The organism is Microcoleus sp. D3_18_C4 (assembly GCF_036702355.1).
Taxonomy (GTDB): domain Bacteria; phylum Cyanobacteriota; class Cyanobacteriia; order Cyanobacteriales; family Microcoleaceae; genus Microcoleus.
Genome location: NZ_JAUBTF010000075.1, coordinates 1 through 19,307, shown reverse-complemented (window position 1 = coordinate 19,307; position 19,307 = coordinate 1). Strand labels below are relative to the sequence as shown.

Genomic DNA, 19,307 nt, shown 5'->3' with positions numbered 1-19,307 from the left:
AGAAGTATCTAATTCAGGACTTACGCATGAGTGGCCAGAAACCGGGTTTTTTACGAAAAGACGCCTTACAGCTCGCAGATTCGGCAAAAACCCGGTTTCTTTCGTCTGAGCCTGTAAGTCGTTTAAGTTTAATTGTACTATTTTTGAAAGTGCTTGTAAGCTTTATATAATCCAGATTTAGCCAGGAAATCTGGACTCTGTTTATCTATCTTTGAATCAGGGCTTGAAACCGAGTATGCGATCAAATGCTGTCAAAAGCCGAGTCCGTTTTTGCCATTTCTCGGTATTTCTCAGGATTCAGATTGATGGCTTGCTGCAAATTATGAATCGCTGGCTCAATTTGGTTTTTCGGTACTTACCGCTGCTCAAATGTTAATGGAATGTGCAGAAAAAGTGTGAAAAAATCAATTATGAAATGGCTAAATCATGCAGAAGTATTTTTGAGATTTGCATCATAATTAAAAAATCATTTTGAGGGGATTTGCAACTACTTACGGAATTGCACAACAAGTGGAGTTATGTCAGGAATCAACAATCGAATTAAGTTGATAATGCAGCAAGGATATGGCTTGTCTAATTTTAATAACTTTAAAATTCCCGTATTAGCTTGCTTCTCTCATTAGATAAACTTATAACCATAAGTTCAGGAGAGCCGAGAGTTCAATTGGAGGATGCCATAAGGGAGGACGCATAAGGTTTCTTTCTTCTTCCTGATTGTGAGAATTTAACAGGCTTCTCAATTCACATATCATTTCCAGTCTGTTTTGTCAAGACCGCCTACTGAACCGATGCTCTAGCTCTAGCTGGCGATTCCCCTGGATGCCCGTTATCACCAATCTGTGGAAGATGCTCCGGCGGAGCGTGTCTACGACTGGAAAGAAAAAGCGGGCTATTATAGCGGATTTGGCATGAAGTGCTCCCCTGGGAAAAGTCATGACAAGTTGTGAAGAAATTTATGTGATTTCTCACTTCATGACTTGTCACATCATAAGATAGGTTTAGAAGGCTAAAAGTTTGTAGCAAAGAAAGTTAAGCAATACAAATGTTGCAAAAGTAGCAAGCCTCTAAGGAGCTTAAATTTTAATTAGGGATTATTACAAAAGGTTGAAGTTGCTGTAATTGAGGGTTAATTAATATGCCTTACCCACCTCTTCAAGACCAACCCCGTTCGACCGTTGCTGGCGTTGCATCCCCTGCGAAATCTCCTTCTGCCAAGAGTCATGCCAGTGGCGATCGCCGCTTTAAAGCATTGGATATGACCATGAAGCGGAATCAGTACAAACCAGATGCCTTAATTGAAGTGCTGCATAAGGCACAGGAAGCCTTTGGCTATCTGGAAGAAGATGTCCTGATCTACATTGCCAGAGGGCTAAAACTGCCATTGAGTCGAGTATACGGAGTTGCAACGTTCTATCACCTGTTTTCTCTCAAACCCAGTGGTGCTCACACCTGCGTCGTTTGCTTGGGAACAGCGTGCTACGTCAAAGGTAGCAATAAAGTAATGGAAACATTGGAAAAAGAACTGGGGATCGAAAGGGGCAAGACAACTCCAGATGGCAACGTTTCACTAATAGCAGCTCGCTGTTTGGGAGCATGTGGTATTGCTCCAGCCGTTGTTTTCGATGGCACTGTGGCAGGTAAACAGGAGCCGGAAACCGTACTGGCTCGTATTCGCACCTGGGAAGCCTGACCTAAAGCCCCCATATCCTAGCCTCTTGGAATTGAAAGAATAACCTAACCCAGATAAGCCGTAACGGAGAGGAGATAGGTTCAGTATGAATTTAACAGAATTATTGGAAATTGCTGAGCAGGAGCGCTCGCACCAAAAGAGCATTCGTATCAACTGCTGTACATCGACGGGATGCCGTGCTGCCAATTCTTTGGGTGTGCAAGCCAATCTGCAAACCGCAGTGAAAGAGCACGGATTGAGCGATCGCGTTGAAGTCATTGGTGTAGGTTGCATGGGGTTCTGCGGACGAGGCCCCCTAGTAGAAATTGAACCCAATAACACGCTCTACGAAGAAGTTAAGCCCGAAGAAGCCGCCAGCATCATTGATGCTCTCAATGGCGGGACAGCCAAACCCATCCAAGGCGATACCCAGCATCCTTTTTTTGCTCGACAAATGCGGATTGTGCGGGAACATAGCGGCAAAATCGATCCAGAACGGATTGAGGAATATATAGCCGTTGGTGGTTATCAATCCTTGTATAAAGCCATCTATGACATGACCCCTGCCCAAGTTGTAGAGGAAATCAGTAAGAGTGGCTTGCGGGGACGGGGTGGCGGTGGCTATCCCACAGGGCTCAAGTGGGCAACGGTGGCCAAAGTATCGGGAGATCAGAAATACGTCATCTGCAATGGTGACGAAGGCGACCCCGGTGCATTCATGGATCGCAGCGTTTTGGAGAGCGATCCCCATTTAGTCTTAGAAGGCATGGCGATCGCCGGTTATGCCGTTGGCGCCAATCATGGATATCTCTACGTTCGAGCGGAATATCCCCTAGCCATTGAACGCCTGCAAAAGGCAATTCAACAAGCCAAGAAGTACAATCTCCTCGGCACACAAATTTTTGACTCTCCCTTCGATTTCAAAGTTGATATTCGGATTGGTGCCGGAGCATTTGTCTGCGGTGAAGAAACAGCTTTAATCCAATCGATCGAGGGCGGACGAGGTAGCCCACGTCCTCGCCCCCCTTACCCAGCTCAAAAAGGCTTGTGGGGATGTCCAACCTTGATCAATAACGTGGAAAGCTTTGCCAATATTTCTCCCATCATTCGTCAGGGATCGGCTTGGTATGCCAGTATCGGCACTGAAAAAAGTAAAGGAACCAAGATTTTTGCCCTGACTGGGAAGATTCGTAACAACGGATTGATTGAAGTCCCGATGGGAATCACTCTGCGAGAAATTGTGGAAGAAATGGGAGGCGGGATTCCCGATGGAGTAGTAAAGACGGTACAAACAGGCGGCCCCTCCGGTGGTTGTATTCCTGCCTCGTTACTGGATACCCCAGTTGACTATGATTCGCTCATGGCTGTCGGTTCCATGATGGGATCGGGCGGGATGGTTGTGATGGATCAAGACACCAGCATGGTGGAAGTTGCTCGGTTTTACATGGAATTCTGCCGGGATGAATCTTGTGGTAAATGCATTCCTTGCCGTGCGGGAACGGTTCAGCTTTATGAGCTGTTGAATAAGATCGCGAACCGCCAGGCGACGCAGAAAGACTTGGATCAGCTAGAAGCCCTCTGCTACATGGTTAAGGAAATGAGCCTGTGTGGGTTGGGTCAAACGGCTCCAAATCCTGTACTCAGCACGTTGAAATACTTCAAACAAGAGTATTTGGATTTGCTGCAATCTCCAGTCGAACACAACGGCAAAGTCACCGTTTCGCAATCTTCGTGAGGTGTGTATGTCTGTCAAAACGCTCAAAATTGATGGGATTGATGTGGCGATCGAAGAGGGCGCAAGCATCCTGCAAGCGGCAAGAGAGGCTGGAGTTGCCCTTCCTACACTATGTCACCTTGATGGTGTCACAGATATCGGAGCTTGCCGTCTGTGCATGGTAGAAATTGCAGGAACACCGAAGCTGTTGCCTGCGTGCGTCACTCAGGTAGCTGAGGGGATGGAAGTTTCTACCAACACCCCCAAGCTGCAAGACTACCGTCGCATGGTGGTTGAGTTGCTATTTGCCGAGGGCAATCATGTCTGCTCCTTTTGTGTAGCGAATGGTAATTGCGAGTTGCAGGATGTTGCCATTGAAGTGGGAATGGATCATTCTCGCTTCTCGTATCGTTTCCCCGATCGCAAAGTCGATAATTCCCATCCGCTATTTAGTATCGACCACAATCGTTGCATCCTCTGTACTCGTTGCGTGCGCGTCTGCGATGAGATTGAGGGAGCCCATGTGTGGGATGTCGCACAACGGGGCGAGAATTGTTACATCGTATCTGGATTGAATCAACCTTGGGGCGCAGTGGATGCCTGTACCTCCTGCGGGAAGTGTGTCGATGCCTGTCCCACTGGATCGATTTTCCGTAAAGGCGAAACAACTGGCGAGAAAGAACGCGATCGCAACAAGCTGGAATTTTTGGTGAGGGCACGGGAGAACAAAGAATGGACAAGATAAGATTTGCAACTGTTTGGTTAGCAGGCTGTTCCGGGTGCCATATGTCGTTTTTGGATTTAGACGAGTGGTTGATTGAACTCGCTCAGCAGGTGGATGTGGTATACAGTCCCGTTGGCTCGGATATCAAGGACTATCCCGAAAATGTCGATGTTTGTCTGGTTGAGGGAGGCGTTGCCAACGAAGACAACTTGGAACTCATCCACCAAGTCCGACAACGCACCAAAATCCTAATTTCCTTTGGGGATTGTGCCGTCACGGCAAACATTCCTGGTATGCGAAATATGTTGGGGGGCACTGAATCCGTCCTCAAACGCGCTTATATCGAATTGGCAGATACGGGGCGGCAACTGCCTCACGAGCCAGGAATTGTACCGGAATTGCTCGATCGCGTCTTGCCCGTGCATCAGGTTGTTCCAGTTGATATCTATATGCCAGGATGTCCGCCATCGGCTGAGCGCATTCGAGCAACCCTTGAACCTCTGCTCAAATGGGAAAAACCCCGCATGGAAGGGCGAGACATGATTAAGTTTGGGTAATGGTTGATGGTTAGGTGCAAATGAAAACGGACTACTGACAGCCCACTAGAAGAGAGAGGTGCTATGAAGACTGTTGTCATCGATCCTGTTACACGCATTGAGGGACACGCTAAAATCTCAATTTTTCTGGATGAGGCGGGTGAAGTCTCAGATGCTCGGTTTCATGTCGTGGAATATCGGGGATTTGAAAAGTTTTGTGAAGGCAGACCTTTCACAGACATGGCAGGCATTACTGCTCGGATTTGCGGCATTTGTCCGGTGAGTCACTTGCTAGCATCCTCGAAGACTGGGGACAAAATTCTGGCAGTTAAAATTCCGATTGCTGCAGAGAAACTGCGACGATTGATGAACCTGGCACAGATTACTCAATCTCATGCCCTTTCATTCTTTCATCTCAGTAGTCCCGATTTCTTGTTGGGCTGGGATAGCGATCCCGCCAAACGGAATGTGTTTGGTTTGATTGAAGCCAATCCCGATCTGGCAAGAGCTGGAATCCGGCTACGGCAATTTGGACAAAATATCATCGAACTCTTGGGCGCACGCAAGATTCACTCGGCTTGGACGGTGCCGGGAGGGGTGCGATCGCCTCTTTCGGAAGAAAGCAGACAGTGGATTTGCGATCGCTTGCCCGAATCATTGGCAACTATCAATCTGGCTTTGGGGCTATTCAAAGGCATGATTGATGGTCAACTCAAAGATGAAGTGAACATCTTTGGTGAATTCCCTTCGTTATTCATGGGACTTGTTGACAAGGATGGTGAATGGGAACACTACGGTGGGCATCTCCGCTTTACTGATAGTCAAGGCAATATTATTGCTGACAACCTGAGCGAAGATAACTATCAGGAATTCTTAGGCGAAGCCGTTGAGAAATGGTCGTACCTGAAATTCCCGTACTACCAGCCATTAGGCTATCCCGATGGCATCTATCGAGTTGGGCCACTGGCTCGACTCAATGTGTGTAATTACATCGGTACAGAAGCCGCCGATCGGGAGTTAAATGAGTTTCGCGATCGCTCTGGTGGGGTTGCCACGTCTTCATTCCTTTACCACTATGCTCGATTGATTGAAATCCTGGCCTGTTTGGAGAAAATCCAAGCGCTCATGGACGATCCAGATATTCTATCCAATCGAATTCGCGCTCATGGTGGGGTGAATCAACTCGAAGCGATCGGAGTTAGCGAAGCACCACGCGGTACTTTGTTCCATCATTACAAAGTTGATGAAAATGGTTTGATTGAAAAGGTCAATCTGATCATTGCGACTGGACAAAACAACCTAGCAATGAACAAAACTGTTGCTCAAATCGCCAAACAATATATTCATGGCAATAGCAACGGCAATGAAATTCCCGAAGGCTTGCTAAATCGTGTTGAAGCAGGAATTCGCTGCTTCGATCCGTGTTTATCTTGCTCCACCCATGCGGCTGGTCAAATGCCTTTACACGTTCAACTGGTTGCACCAGATGGAACGATATTGAACGAAATTTCTAGAGGCTGAAGACGAGATTCCCGACTTCTTTAGAGCAGTCGAGAATCTGAACCGCTGAGTAAGCAAAGGAGGTAGTTTTTGAATATTACTGACAACAAAAAAATTAGCTATCTCATCATTGGCTATGGTAACACAATTCGGGGGGACGATGGAGCAGGTTATCAGGTTGCCGAAACTGTTGCCCAGTGGAATTTTAATCATGTGCGATCGCTCGCTGTACATCAGCTTACACCAGACTTAGCTGAAGCGATCGCACAGGCGAAGACCGTCATTTTTGTAGATGTGGTTACTACAACACTATCAGAGGTCAAAATCGAACAACTCAGACCAAATTATGCAGCCAGCTTTACAGGACACTATGCCGATCCGCGATCGATGCTTGCTTTAACCTGTTCCCTGTATAAAGCTATTCCTACTGCTTACCAAATTTTGATTCCAGCCGTTAACTTTTCCTTTGGAGAAACCCTTTCTCCCGTTACACGAAAGAACGTTGACTTGGCTTTAGTAAAGATTAAACAACTGGTTTCTCAACAGAGCAGCAGAAGGATTACTACTTATGATAAAACCCTTTGAAAACTGAGTTTTAACCAACTCAAAAGGAGATTATCATGAAAACTATTTGATACTGCCCCTTTTCCTTTTCCCCTTCACTTCCTAATTGATATGCACGAAGTTGGCATCATGCAAAACACACTAGATATTGCTCTGGAGTATGCGAAACGTGAGGGTGCAGCTCAAATTGACCGCATGACACTACGTATTGGTCAATTGTCGGGAGTGGAGCCAGAAGCTTTAGCCTTTGCCTTTGATGTTGTGACACAGGGAACCATTGCTGAACACGCCCAACTCAGCATTGATTCCATTCCAGCCATTTGCTATTGCCCAAATTGCCAACGTGAATTTCAACCTTATGATTGGATTTACGAGTGTCCTGAGTGCCATCAATTCTGCACTGAAATCCGTCAGGGTAGAGAACTCGAACTTACTTCGCTGGAGGTTTCTTAGTATGTGTCAAGATTGTGGTTGCAGCCAGGTTGGAGCAGTTGCGATTGATGGGGTTACTCATCACGAAGATTCCCATCTGCACGAACATTCTCATTCTCACGATCGCCAAGATGAGCATCAACATCCTCACCAGGATTTCATAGGTAATGGAGTAGGTAATCATCACGATCCGCATGAGCGATCGCACATTTCACACACCATTGCTATTCATGAATCCCTGTTGTCGAAAAACGATCGCTTAGCAGAACGCAATCGGGGATATTTTCAGGCAAAAGGGGTGCTGGCACTCAACATTCTGTCCTCGCCCGGTTCGGGGAAGACAGCACTGATTGAGCGAATGGTGCAGGATTTGAACAGTCGCGTATTAACATCCCTGCAACACCCCTTACAAATTGGTGTGATTGTGGGTGATTTAGAAACAGACAATGATGCTCAACGCTTACGCCGTGCTGGTGCGCCCGCCGTGCAAATTACCACCGGGAATGCGTGCCATCTAGAAGCAGATATGGTGTCACGGGCAATGCAGAAGCTCGATCTAGATGCTCTGGATGTGTTGATTATTGAAAATGTGGGTAACTTAGTCTGTCCGGCTAGCTATGACTTAGGCGAAGCGATGCGAGTTGTGTTGCTATCCGTGACGGAAGGTGAGGATAAGCCTTTAAAGTATCCCACAATGTTCAAAACGGCAAATGTCGTTCTGATTAACAAAATTGACATTGCAGAAGTCGTGGGGTTCGAGAGAGAATCGGCTATTGCTAACATTCAGCGCGTCGCACCCCAAGCAACACTCTTTGAAGTTTCTGCTCGAACTGGACAGGGAATGGAAGCCTGGTATAGCTACCTGGAAACTGCCAATTCAAGACTCTGTGCAAGTCATCAGGAGAAGCGGCTATGGTGACCACAGTATCAGAGTCTATACAAAACTCAACCAAACGTCGGCTGCGCTTGAGTGTAGAAGGCATTGTGCAGGGAGTCGGCTTTCGCCCATTCGTTTACGGCTTAGCAAAAGACGTGGGGGTTGTGGGCTGGGTGAAAAATACCGATAGCGGAGTCTCGATCGATATTGAGGGTTCTATCGAACAGCTTCAGGTTTTCCAGAAACGACTGGATCAAGACAAACCGCCCCATGCCTTTTTACAGCACATAGAAACTCAGTGGATCAGCCTCGTAGGATACACCGATTTTGAAATTCGTCCATCAGATGCGGCTGATTCCTCAATCGCCACTCCTAAATCGGCACTGATTCTGCCCGATCTCGCAACCTGTCCAGCCTGTCTGCACGAAATTGACGATCCTGCCAACCGTCGCTATCGCTATCCCTTCACCAACTGTACGCACTGTGGCCCTCGTTTCAGCATCTTGAGATCGCTTCCCTACGATCGCCCTAACACCACGATGCAGCGATTTCAAATGTGTCCGGAGTGCCATGCAGAGTACGAGAACCCTCTGGATCGACGCTTTCACGCTCAACCAAACGCTTGCCCGACTTGTGGGCCCCATTTAGAACTTTGCGATCGTCAAGGTAAGACGTTAGCAAGCCATGATGAGGCACTGCAGCAAACGGCAAATGCTATTCGTCAGGGTAAAATTCTGGCAATTAAGGGATTAGGCGGATTCCATCTGGTTGTGGATGGTGGCAATGAGACTGCTGTAAGGGCGCTCCGCGATCGCAAACGGCGACCTGATAAGCCCCTTGCGTTAATGTATCCTTCGTTAGAGCTAATCCGCGAACACTGTCAGGTTTCTGAAGAGGAAGAAAAATTACTGTGTTCTTCCGAAGCACCGATTGTTCTTCTTCAATCCAAAATCCAAAATCTCAAATCTACAATTGCTCCCTCGGTTGCTCCAGACAATCCCTATTTAGGGGTGATGCTAGCGTACACGCCGTTGCATCATCTCTTGCTGTCAGAACTCGGTTTTCCGATTGTCGCGACGAGTGGAAATCTTTCTAGCGAACCGATTTGTACGGATGAATTGGATGCGCTGAACCGATTACAGGATATTGCCGATTTGTTCTTAGTTCACGATCGCCCGATCGCTCGTCCTGTTGACGATTCCATCGTGCGGGTGGTTTGGGATCGACCAATCGTTCTGCGTCGTGCCAGAGGCTATGCTCCCTTTCCAATTACACCGCCATCGAAATCAACCTCTCATAATTCATCCGTCATCCTCGCTGTTGGCGCTCATCAAAAAAATACCGTTGCGCTGTATCTCAATCATCAAATTTTGATGAGCCAGCATCTCGGCGATCTCGATAATTTATCAACAATCGATCGCTTTCAAGAAGCAATTCACCATCTACTTAATATCTATGAGGTTCATCCCACTGCGATCGCTTGTGATGCTCATCCAGACTACTACTCGACTCAATTTGCCAATGCTTTAATTGAAGTGAAAGCAGAGAGCAAGCAGGCAACTGGGGCAACTGAACAGAAACGCTTTCCTTCTGCCGTCTGCCATCTGCCATCTGCCTTTCGTACTTCTACAGCCGTAATTCCAGTGCAGCATCACTATGCTCATGTCCTATCTTGCATGGTGGACAATCAACTGGAACCCCCCGTGTTGGGAATTGCCTGGGATGGAACGGGTTATGGCTTAGACGGGACGATTTGGGGAGGTGAGTTTCTCAACATCCTAGCAAACGGATTTGAACGAACGGCTCATCTGCGATCGTTCCCATTACCTGGAGGGGAACAGGCAGTCAAAGAACCTCGACGATGCGCGTTGGGATTGCTCTACGAATGCTTTGGAAATCGGGCGTTTGAGATGTCGGAGTTAGCCCCTCTTCAATCCTTCTCAAAGCAAGAACTTAAAGTCTTGCAGACCATGTTGCAACGAGGGTTGAATACTCCAAAAACGTCGAGTGCCGGACGCTTGTTTGATGCGATCGCTGCCTTGTTGGGGCTATGTCAGCAAGCCAGTTTTGAAGGGCAAGCCGCGATGCAACTGGAGTTTGCAACTAATGGCTTCAAGACGCATCAAGCTTATCCGTATGAGGTGCTGTGTCCTGTACACTCTCCTATGATTCTCGATTATTCACCCATGCTCAATGCCATTCTCGATGACATTCACGAGCAGATTTCTCAAGAAATCGTTGCGGCAAAGTTTCACAACACGTTAATCGAGGGAATGGTGGCGATCGCTAACCGAGTCGGTGTTGAACAAATTGTGTTAACGGGCGGTTGTTTTCAAAATCGTTATTTACTAGAACATACTGTCGATCGACTCAATACAGAGGGTTTCTCAGTTTATTGGCATCACCGAATTCCAACCAATGACGGAGGCATTGCGGCTGGACAAATTATGGCTGCATTACGAGCTTTGCAAAATCAATCAGGAGGGCGTGAAAATGTGTCTTGCCGTACCCGGTAAAGTAATCGGTATTGAGGAAAATTCAGAGCGCAATGGAAACTCCTCGCTGTGGCGCACAGGTAAAGTCAGCTTTGGCGGCATGATCAAAGAAGTTAGCCTCGCCTATGTGCCAGAGGTAAAAATTGGTGATTACGTGATTGTACATGTGGGTTTTGCCCTCAGTATTGTTGACCACGAAGAAGCAGAACAAACTTTAACTTATTTGAATCAGTTTCAATTTTAACCATCGCCAGTTAACATACAGTCAATAAAACAATAATATTGTTGTTTTATTGACTGTATGTGAAGAGATGATTTGTTCATCGCCTACAATTAAGAAAAGTAAATTTTAGTGTTAATTTTATTGCCTTTTTATGAATAGATTATTTGTCCATCACATAGAGTTAAGAAAAGTAAATTTTAGCCTTAATTAAAAGAGTATACTTTGCAAGTGTGATAACTTATTAGTATAAGATAAAATTTCATCAATTTAAAAAAGTAAAGAAAATGGTTCTCAAATACTTAGACCAAACTGTTTTAGGTTTCCAAGGATACATTCAGCACTCTGCCACAGGTAGGCTATTGGGCATACCCGCCGCACCTGTGTACGCAAATCCAGTAGACCAATGGATTATTCGTACATTGAATTCTACAGCAGTCAAAACTGTCATTAACAAGGCTATGGATGCTGTAGTCAGCTTACAGTTTGGGCATGAACTGGCTAGTAGTGTCTTTATCGATCAAAAATCTTTCCCTGACTTGTTCGAGGTGTTGTCTCATTGTGCAAAAACTCTCGAAATCCCCATGCCCCATGCAGTCACGAGGCAAGGTGGTGACTTTTTTAACGCCTACACTGTAGGGACAGATGAATATGCCTTAGTTTATATTTCGCCTGGGCTGTGCCAGTTTTTTTCTAAAGAAGAAGCCTGCTTTGTAATTGGGCACGAATACGGACAAATTGCTGCTGATCACGCTATATACCATACGCTAGTTCAGGTGCTAACAGATGTAATTACACCCTATCTGGGCTTCATTGGTAATTTGTTACGCGCTACAGCAGGCATATCTTTGCCTACCAACCCTATTGCTAGCTTTTTAGGGTGTCCGAGGCACTTCTCACCCTACACGAACGAAGCTTATTGAGATAGGTGCAAGATGTCAGCTTGCTAAGAACGAACAAACTGAACGCCTGTAACCACAAAAAGAGGATTGGGCAATGCTATTAAAAACTTTTGTGACGATAGACGGTAACGAAGCTGTTGCTCGCGTTGCCTACCGACTCAGTGAAGTTATCGCAATTTATCCTATTACACCGGCTTCAACGATGGGGGAATGGGCGGATGCCTGGTCATCTGCTGAACAGCCTAACGTGTGGGGAACTGTTCCCTCGGTTGTGGAAATGCAAAGTGAGGCAGGCGCAGCCGGAACGGTTCATGGAGCGTTGCAGGCGGGAACGTTGACTACAACGTTTACGGCTTCCCAAGGCTTGCTGCTGATGATTCCCAATTTATACAAGATTGCGGGTGAACTAACGTCTGCGGTGATTCACATTGCGGCCCGATCGCTAGCTGCACAGGGACTTTCGATTTTTGGCGATCACAGTGATGTAATGGCAGTCCGAGGAACGGGCTGCGCGTTGCTTTGTTCAGCCTCGGTGCAAGAGTCGCAAGATTTAGCGGCGATCGCTACTCGTGCCACACTGGAATCTCGTATTCCCTTCCTCCACTTCTTCGATGGTTTCCGCACGTCCCACGAAATTCAAAAAGTGGAACTGCTCTCCGATGACGATTTACGCGCTTTCATTCCGGATGAACTGATTCTGGCGCATCGCGATCGCGCCTTGACACCCGATCGCCCAGTGATTCGCGGTACAGCCCAAAATCCGGACGTTTATTTCCAAGCGCGGGAAACGGTTAACCCATTCTATAACGCTTGTCCAGGTATCGTACAGCAGGCGATGGATGAATTCGCACAACTAACAGGGAGACAGTATCAACTCTACGAATACTACGGCGATCCAGCAGCGGAACAAGCAATTGTATTGATGGGTTCGGGTTGTGAAACCGTGCATGAAACGGTGGATTACCTGAATGCTCGCGGTGCAAAACTAGGTGTACTGAAAGTTCGCTTGTACAGACCATTTGGTGTCAGTCAATTTGTTGCGGCACTGCCCGAAAGTGTAAAAGCGATCGCTGTACTCGATCGCGCGAAAGAACCAGGCAGCACGGGTGAACCATTATATCTTGATATCCTGAGTGCGCTAGTTGAAAGCAACCGTCAGGATATTCAGGTAGTCGGGGGTCGCTACGGTCTATCGTCTAAAGAATTCACCCCTGCAATGGTGAAGGCTGTATTTGATAATTTGACAAGTGACCAGCCACGAAATCATTTCACCGTTGGCATTTACGATGATGTCACCCATACATCATTGAACTACGATCCCAGCTTCTCCACTGAACCCGATAATGTAGTGCGAGCAATTTTCTATGGTTTGGGTTCCGATGGGACAGTGGGCGCAAATAAGAACTCGATCAAAATCATTGGCGAAGAAACAGACAACTATGCTCAGGGTTACTTTGTCTATGATTCCAAGAAATCGGGTTCTGTTACGGTTTCCCATTTGCGTTTTGGTCCAGAACTGATTCGTTCAACTTACCTTGTTAGCAGTGCGAATTTTGTCGCTTGCCATCAGTGGGAATTTGTCGAGAAATTCGATCTGCTGGATGCTGCAAAACCGGAAGCTATCTTTTTGCTCAACAGTCCCTACAATCCAGAAGAAACCTGGATGCGATTACCAGAGCGTCTGAAGGCGCAAATTGTTGAGAAGCAGTTGAAATTCTACGAGATTAACGCTTCTGAGGTGGCGCGTGAGACAGGCATGAGCAGGCACATCAACACCGTGATGCAGGTTTGTTTCTTTGCCATTGCTGGCGTGTTGTCTCGTGAAGAAGCGATCGCACGCATCAAGCAATCCATCCGCAAGACTTACGGCAAGAAGGGTGAGGCGATTGTTGAAATGAATTTGAAAGCTGTCGATTGCACCCTGGATAATCTATACGAAGTCGAGTATCAGAATTATCAACAATCTGCTATTCCCACTCAGGTAGAAGAATCGCCCTCCCCGGTTCCCGATACTGCCCCAGCTTTTGTTCGAGACGTACTCGGCAAGATGATGGCACGGCAGGGAGATGATCTTCCAGTGAGTGCTATGCCCATTGATGGCACTTATCCCAGTGGTACCTCGAAATGGGAGAAGCGCAACATTGCCCAGGAAATTCCAGTGTGGGATGCTGATGTGTGCGTGCAGTGCGGCAAATGCGTGATGGTGTGTCCCCATGCCGTAATCCGCTCCAAAGTATATGAACCAGAAGCACTCGCCAATGCACCGGAAACGTTTAAGAGTGCGAATGCCAGAGACCATGATTGGACGAACCTGAAATTTACCATTCAAGTGGCGGCTGAAGACTGCACGGGTTGCGGGATTTGTGTCGATGTTTGTCCGGCAAAGAACAGAGCCGAACCCAGGAAGAAAGCGATTAACATGGCTCCTCAGTTACCCTTGCGAGAACAGGAACGGGAAAACTGGGACTTCTTCCTCAACTTAGCGAACCCCGATCGCACCAAACTGAATTTGCACAAGATTGCTCAGCAACAGATGCAGGAACCGTTGTTTGAGTTCTCCGGTGCCTGTGCGGGTTGTGGTGAAACGCCCTACGTCAAACTGGTATCGCAACTATTTGGCGATCATATGTTAGTGGCGAATGCGACAGGATGCTCATCTATCTATGGGGGTAACTTGCCAACAACCCCCTGGACGCACAATGCGGAAGGGCGCGGGCCGGCATGGTCAAACTCACTATTTGAAGATAATGCAGAATTTGGCTTAGGCTTCCGAGTCGCGATCGACAAGCAAATGGAATATGCCAGAGAACTCCTGCAAGAGCTATCGAGCAGTATGAATGGCAGTTCCCCAATTCCGGTTGACTTAGCATCCGCCATTCTCAATGCAGAACAAAAGGACGAAGCCGATATCGTCGAGCAACGCGAACGGGTAGCTATCCTCAAACAACACCTAGAGGAATGGTGCAATCAGTTAGAGGGAGAGCAAAATCTAATATCTAAAATCCAAACTCTAAAATCCCTCGCCGATTACCTAGTCAAAAAGAGCGTCTGGCTGATTGGTGGTGACGGTTGGGCCTATGACATCGGCTATGGCGGACTCGATCACGTCATTGCTAGTGGTCGCAATGTCAACATTCTGGTGTTGGATACAGAAGTGTATTCCAATACAGGTGGGCAGATGTCCAAAGCCACACCCAGAGGTGCGGTTGCGAAGTTCGCCGCCGGAGGTAAGCCTGCACCCAAGAAAGATTTGGGACTCATGGCAATGACCTATGGCAGTGTCTATGTTGCCAGTGTCGCGATGGGAGCGCGGGATGAACACACGCTCAAAGCGTTCCTGGAAGCGGAATCTTACAATGGCCCTTCGTTAATTATTGCCTACTCGCACTGCATTGCTCACGGCATTGATATGACAACGGGAATGCAGCAGCAGAAGGCGGCAGTCGAATCGGGGCGGTGGTTGCTCTATCGTTACGATCCGCGTCGGACTGAACGGGGTGAAAATCCACTGATTTTGGATTCGCGATCGCCCAAGATATCGGTTGAACAGGCGATGTACAGCGAAAACCGCTTCAAGATGCTAACTCGCACTAAACCAGAAGATGCGAAACGGTTAGTAGAACTCGCTCAAGCGGATGTCAATACTCGTTGGCAAATGTATCAGTACTTGGCTGCACAGCACCAGGGCAAACCCAACGGGCATCACGACGGGCAAACCGATGCTGGTTCCACTTCGAGCCAGCAATCCGAACCTTCCACTGCACAATAGATCCTCTTCTCGCTCGGCCTACTGTGTACACATTGCACAGGATGCGAAACGCTGTCCGATCCCCCTAAATCCCCCTTAAAAAGGGGGACTTTAACTCCTGTTCCCCTCGTGATGTTAACAGCGCAGTTTCCTCTAGTTCTCCCCCCTTTTTAAGGGGGGCTGGGGGGGATCTAAGGGATTGAAAACACACCCTAGTTCAAAACTCTATCTGAAGGAGACAATGGGCATGAATTTAACCACAACTTATATGGGATTGGAATTGCGATCGCCCCTGGTAATTGGTGCAGCCGCTCCTCTAACCGAAGATATCGATAATATCAAGCGAATGGAAGATGCTGGAGCTGCCGCCGTCGTCCTGCACTCACTCTTCGAGGAGCAAATTGAGCAGGAAATGTTGACAATGCACCACCATATGCAACAGGGTACCGAAAGCTATGCTGAAGCACTGACCTACTTTCCTGAACCCGAAATTTTTCATGTAGGGCCTGCGCTTTATCTAGAGCATATTCGCAAAGCCAAAGAGAGAGTGAATATTCCCATCATTGCCAGTCTCAACGGCTCGAGTCTAGGAGGTTGGACAAACTACGCCCGTCAAATTGAGCAAGCTGGAGCAGATGCACTAGAACTCAACATCTACTACATTCCTACCGAAATTCATCTAACAGGTGAAGCGATCGAGCAGCAATATTTGGATATTCTCAAGGCAGTGAAAGCAAGTGTGACAATTCCGGTTGCCGTGAAACTCAGCCCTTATTTCACCAATTTAGCGAATATGGCGCATCAGTTGACGAGGGAAGGAGCAGATGCGCTGGTGTTATTTAATCGCTTCTACCAGCCGGACATTGATGTGGAAGAATTGGAAGTGCGACCCAACGTTCTTCTGAGTACCCCTCAAGCGATGCGTTTGCCGATGCGGTGGATTGCCATCTTGTATGGGCGCATTGGTGCTGATTTTGCAGCAACAAGCGGCATTCAGAAAGGGGTTGATGTGGTGCGAATGCTAATGGCAGGAGCAAAAGTGACAATGATTGTGAGTGCTCTGTTGCGGCATGGGATTAACCATCTCCAGGAGATTGAACAGGAACTACGGCAGTGGATGCAAGAACACGATTACACTTCCGTCCGTGAAATGCAAGGCATCATGAGCCAGTGTTACTGCCCGAATCCTAGTGAGTTTGAACGGGTGCAGTACATGAAAGCGATTCAAACATACACGCCCAAACCTCCTGTACTGGCTGAGACGGCTTATGTTGTTTATCAGCAGGAGGATTGAAGGGATGAAATTTGTTGACGAATATCGGGATGCCCAACTGGCTCAGCAGTATGCGGACGCGATCGCTTCCATCGCCACCCGTCCCTGGAGCATCATGGAAATCTGTGGAGGACAAACTCACTCAATTGTTAAATTTGGCATTGATACTCTTTTACCCAAAACAATCACCTTAATTCATGGGCCGGGGTGTCCCGTCTGCGTCACATCGGCTGAGATTATTGATGAAGCGATCGCACTAGCTGCCCTACCGAACGTTATCTTTTGCTCCTTTGGAGATATGCTGCGCGTACCGGGATCGGCGATTAGCGATGCCGCCTCTACTCCCTCTGATTTACTCACAGTTAAAGCATTGGGTGGCGATGTCCGCATGGTTTATTCTCCATTGGATGCCCTGAAAATCGCCCAAAACAATCCTGACAAGCAAGTTGTATTTTTTGCAGTTGGGTTTGAAACAACCGCCCCAGCAACCGCAATGGCAGTGTATCAGGCTCAGCAACAGGGAGTGACCAACTTTTCACTGCTGGTGTCTCATGTGCTTGTTCCTCCAGCAATGGAAGCGATTTTATCCTCTCCAACGTGCCAGGTGCAGGGCTTTCTGGCGGCAGGGCACGTTTGTACGGTAATGGGGTATCGAGAGTATGAAGCGATCGCGCCCAAGTATCGCGTTCCAATTGTAGTCACGGGATTTGAACCTATTGACATTTTGCAAGGAATATACTTGTGCATCAAACAACTGGAAGAGGGCACAGCAGAAGTTGAAAATCAGTATGCGCGATCGGTTCGCAGGCAGGGCAATGAAGCAGCACAGCATCTCATCCTGGACGTGTTTGAAGTTGTCCCTCGCGGATGGCGTGGCTTGGGTGAGATTTCTCAAAGCGGGTTAGGACTGCGCGAACACTATGCCGCCTTCGATGTTCACAACAAAGGACTCCTCCCTATCTCGCCATCTCCCCATCCCCCTGTTCCCTCCGAATGTATCAGCGGACTCATCCTTCAAGGCATCCGTAAACCTCATGATTGTCCAGCCTTCGGCACTCGCTGTACTCCCGAACATCCATTAGGGGCACCGATGGTTTCCTCCGAGGGAGCCTGCGCTGCCTACTACCGTTATCGACAGCGATCGCCAGTAACCCTCAGCTAGCTTTGGCATACATTCATCATGACTGGTCTTAAAAACTTTACCCTATCGTGTCCGATTCCAATTCAGCAGTACCCAACCATACTCCTCGCACATGGTGGCGGTGGGCGATTGATGCATCAGTTGATTGAGCAGATGTTTCTGCCGATTTTCGGCTCACCAAACGATGTTCAACATGATGCCGCTGTTTTGTCGCTCTCTAGTCATCGCATCGCCTTCACCACTGATTCCTATGTTGTGCGTCCTCTATTCTTTCCCGGTGGTGATATTGGTTCGCTAGCAGTTCATGGCACAGTCAACGATCTAGCAATGGCAGGCGCACGCCCACTCTATCTCAGCTTGGGCTTCATTCTAGAAGAAGGACTGCCGATGGAAACGCTATGGCGCGTTGTCCAATCTATCAAACAAGCTGCTGATTCCGCCAACGTCAAGATTGTGACTGGTGACACTAAAGTGGTCGATCGCGGAAAAGGAGATGGTATTTTTATCAATACCGCAGGTGTTGGCATTCTCGAACACAACCAGAGAATTAATCCCACTTCAGTTCAACCTGGGGATATCATTCTTCTGAGTGGAGATATTGGCAGACATGGAATTGCCATTATGGCAGTGCGTGAAGGATTGGAGTTTGAAACAACCATTGAAAGTGATTCAGATTCTCTAGCAGATTTAGTGGGTGAACTTCTGAGTGCGAACATCGAAATTCACTGTATGCGGGATTTAACGCGAGGTGGGCTAGCCAGTGCACTGAATGAAATCGCATCAGCAGCAAATGTAGCGATAAACATTGACGAACGAAAAATTTCTGTGCGTGAGGATGTTCGCGGAGCCTGTGAACTCTTGGGACTCGACCCCCTATATATTGCAAATGAAGGACGATTCATCGCATTTGTCCCATCTTCCGATGCAGAACGAGCACGGGGGATTATGGAGGTTTATCAGGGAAAGAGAGGAGACGCAAAAACAGCTTGTGCGATCGGTGAGGTGAGAGAGCAACCCGCTAAATCTGTAATTCTCAACAGCAAAATTGGAGTCGATCGCCTTCTGGAAATGTTGAGCGGTGAACAGCTTCCTAGAATTTGCTGATTCCAGTTAAGTTGAGAAGGGAAGCTCACTGATATGACTAAGTAAGTAGGTGAGAAAAAACCCAACTCTGTTAAAATAAGTAAACATAGAAAATACGTCGGGTCTTCGATAGTTACCGCTGCTCAAATGTTAATGGAATGTGCAGAAAAAGTGTGAAAAAATAAATTATGAAGAGGTTAATGACAATATACTAAATTTACCTATGGTAATAGTATAAAATGAAATACAAACGGCAGAAACATTAATTTTCACCGTTAAATTATCAAAGAAAACAGCGATTTCCCACGCTGCGGCCAAACTAGCCATCGTCTTCATCAGAATCAAGGACACTTAGTTAGGGCTTGCTGAATATATCGATGGCACTTGACGTAGCCTGGGTTATGCGCTCGCGAGAGCGAGGGTAAAGTG

At 47.4% G+C, this 19,307-nt stretch carries 16 protein-coding genes and 1 pseudogene; 16 read left to right on the top strand and 1 reads right to left on the bottom strand.

The window, feature by feature from the left end; translation table 11 throughout:
• Window positions 1–241: 241 nt before the first annotated feature.
• The gene (locus QUA90_RS30575; RefSeq protein WP_445300143.1) at window positions 242–340 is read right to left on the bottom strand and encodes a TPR end-of-group domain-containing protein; all 99 of its coding nucleotides are present in this window, start codon (window positions 338–340) and stop codon (window positions 242–244) included.
• A gap of 130 nt (window positions 341–470) precedes the next feature.
• Here QUA90_RS30575 and QUA90_RS30570 point away from each other — a divergent pair.
• From QUA90_RS30570 to hypE, 16 genes and pseudogenes are all read left to right on the top strand, one after another.
• Window positions 471–623: pseudogene (locus QUA90_RS30570) on the top strand (transposase); the annotation flags it as partial.
• A gap of 512 nt (window positions 624–1,135) precedes the next feature.
• Window positions 1,136–1,690, top strand: coding sequence for a bidirectional hydrogenase complex protein HoxE (hoxE, locus tag QUA90_RS26310; protein WP_333448324.1), 555 nt, complete (start codon window positions 1,136–1,138; stop codon window positions 1,688–1,690).
• Between the two features lie 85 nt (window positions 1,691–1,775).
• The gene (gene nuoF, locus QUA90_RS26305; protein WP_333326577.1) at window positions 1,776–3,404 is read left to right on the top strand and encodes an NADH-quinone oxidoreductase subunit NuoF; all 1,629 of its coding nucleotides are present in this window, start codon (window positions 1,776–1,778) and stop codon (window positions 3,402–3,404) included.
• A gap of 7 nt (window positions 3,405–3,411) precedes the next feature.
• On the top strand, window positions 3,412–4,128 hold the full coding sequence (gene hoxU, locus QUA90_RS26300) for a bidirectional hydrogenase complex protein HoxU (protein ID WP_333448323.1): 717 nt from the start codon (window positions 3,412–3,414) through the stop codon (window positions 4,126–4,128).
• A complete protein-coding gene (locus tag QUA90_RS26295) occupies window positions 4,116–4,664 on the top strand; it encodes an oxidoreductase (RefSeq protein ID WP_333448322.1) in 549 nt (182 codons plus the stop codon). Before hoxU ends, QUA90_RS26295 begins: the two co-directional genes overlap by 13 nt.
• A 63-nt stretch (window positions 4,665–4,727) precedes the next feature.
• Window positions 4,728–6,164, top strand: a complete 1,437-nt coding sequence (locus QUA90_RS26290; RefSeq protein ID WP_333448321.1) for a Ni/Fe hydrogenase subunit alpha — start codon at window positions 4,728–4,730, stop codon at window positions 6,162–6,164.
• A 69-nt stretch (window positions 6,165–6,233) separates the two neighbouring features.
• The gene (locus tag QUA90_RS26285; protein ID WP_333448320.1) at window positions 6,234–6,728 is read left to right on the top strand and encodes a hydrogenase maturation protease; all 495 of its coding nucleotides are present in this window, start codon (window positions 6,234–6,236) and stop codon (window positions 6,726–6,728) included.
• Window positions 6,729–6,818: 90 nt separating this feature from the next.
• Entirely contained in the window at window positions 6,819–7,160 is a 342-nt protein-coding gene (gene hypA / locus QUA90_RS26280) for a hydrogenase maturation nickel metallochaperone HypA (RefSeq protein ID WP_333326566.1), read from the top strand.
• 1 nt (window position 7,161) lies between these two features.
• The gene (hypB, locus tag QUA90_RS26275; protein ID WP_333448319.1) at window positions 7,162–8,058 is read left to right on the top strand and encodes a hydrogenase nickel incorporation protein HypB; all 897 of its coding nucleotides are present in this window, start codon (window positions 7,162–7,164) and stop codon (window positions 8,056–8,058) included.
• Window positions 8,052–10,532 (top strand): carbamoyltransferase HypF, encoded by a 2,481-nt coding sequence (gene hypF, locus QUA90_RS26270; RefSeq protein WP_333448318.1) that lies wholly within the window; start codon window positions 8,052–8,054, stop codon window positions 10,530–10,532. Before hypB ends, hypF begins: the two co-directional genes overlap by 7 nt.
• Window positions 10,510–10,755 (top strand): HypC/HybG/HupF family hydrogenase formation chaperone, encoded by a 246-nt coding sequence (locus QUA90_RS26265; protein WP_333448317.1) that lies wholly within the window; start codon window positions 10,510–10,512, stop codon window positions 10,753–10,755. Before hypF ends, QUA90_RS26265 begins: the two co-directional genes overlap by 23 nt.
• Window positions 10,756–11,018: 263 nt before the next feature.
• Complete coding sequence (locus QUA90_RS26260; RefSeq protein WP_333448316.1) at window positions 11,019–11,654, top strand: M48 family metalloprotease; 636 nt, start codon at window positions 11,019–11,021, stop codon at window positions 11,652–11,654.
• A 73-nt stretch (window positions 11,655–11,727) separates the two neighbouring features.
• Window positions 11,728–15,402, top strand: a complete 3,675-nt coding sequence (gene nifJ, locus QUA90_RS26255) for a pyruvate:ferredoxin (flavodoxin) oxidoreductase (RefSeq protein WP_333448315.1) — start codon at window positions 11,728–11,730, stop codon at window positions 15,400–15,402.
• 226 nt (window positions 15,403–15,628) lie between these two features.
• Complete coding sequence (locus QUA90_RS26250) at window positions 15,629–16,675, top strand: dihydroorotate dehydrogenase-like protein (RefSeq protein ID WP_333448314.1); 1,047 nt, start codon at window positions 15,629–15,631, stop codon at window positions 16,673–16,675.
• A gap of 4 nt (window positions 16,676–16,679) precedes the next feature.
• A complete protein-coding gene (gene hypD / locus QUA90_RS26245; protein WP_333448313.1) occupies window positions 16,680–17,816 on the top strand; it encodes a hydrogenase formation protein HypD in 1,137 nt (378 codons plus the stop codon).
• Between the two features lie 18 nt (window positions 17,817–17,834).
• Complete coding sequence (gene hypE / locus QUA90_RS26240; protein ID WP_333448312.1) at window positions 17,835–18,899, top strand: hydrogenase expression/formation protein HypE; 1,065 nt, start codon at window positions 17,835–17,837, stop codon at window positions 18,897–18,899.
• Window positions 18,900–19,307 lie beyond the last annotated feature (408 nt).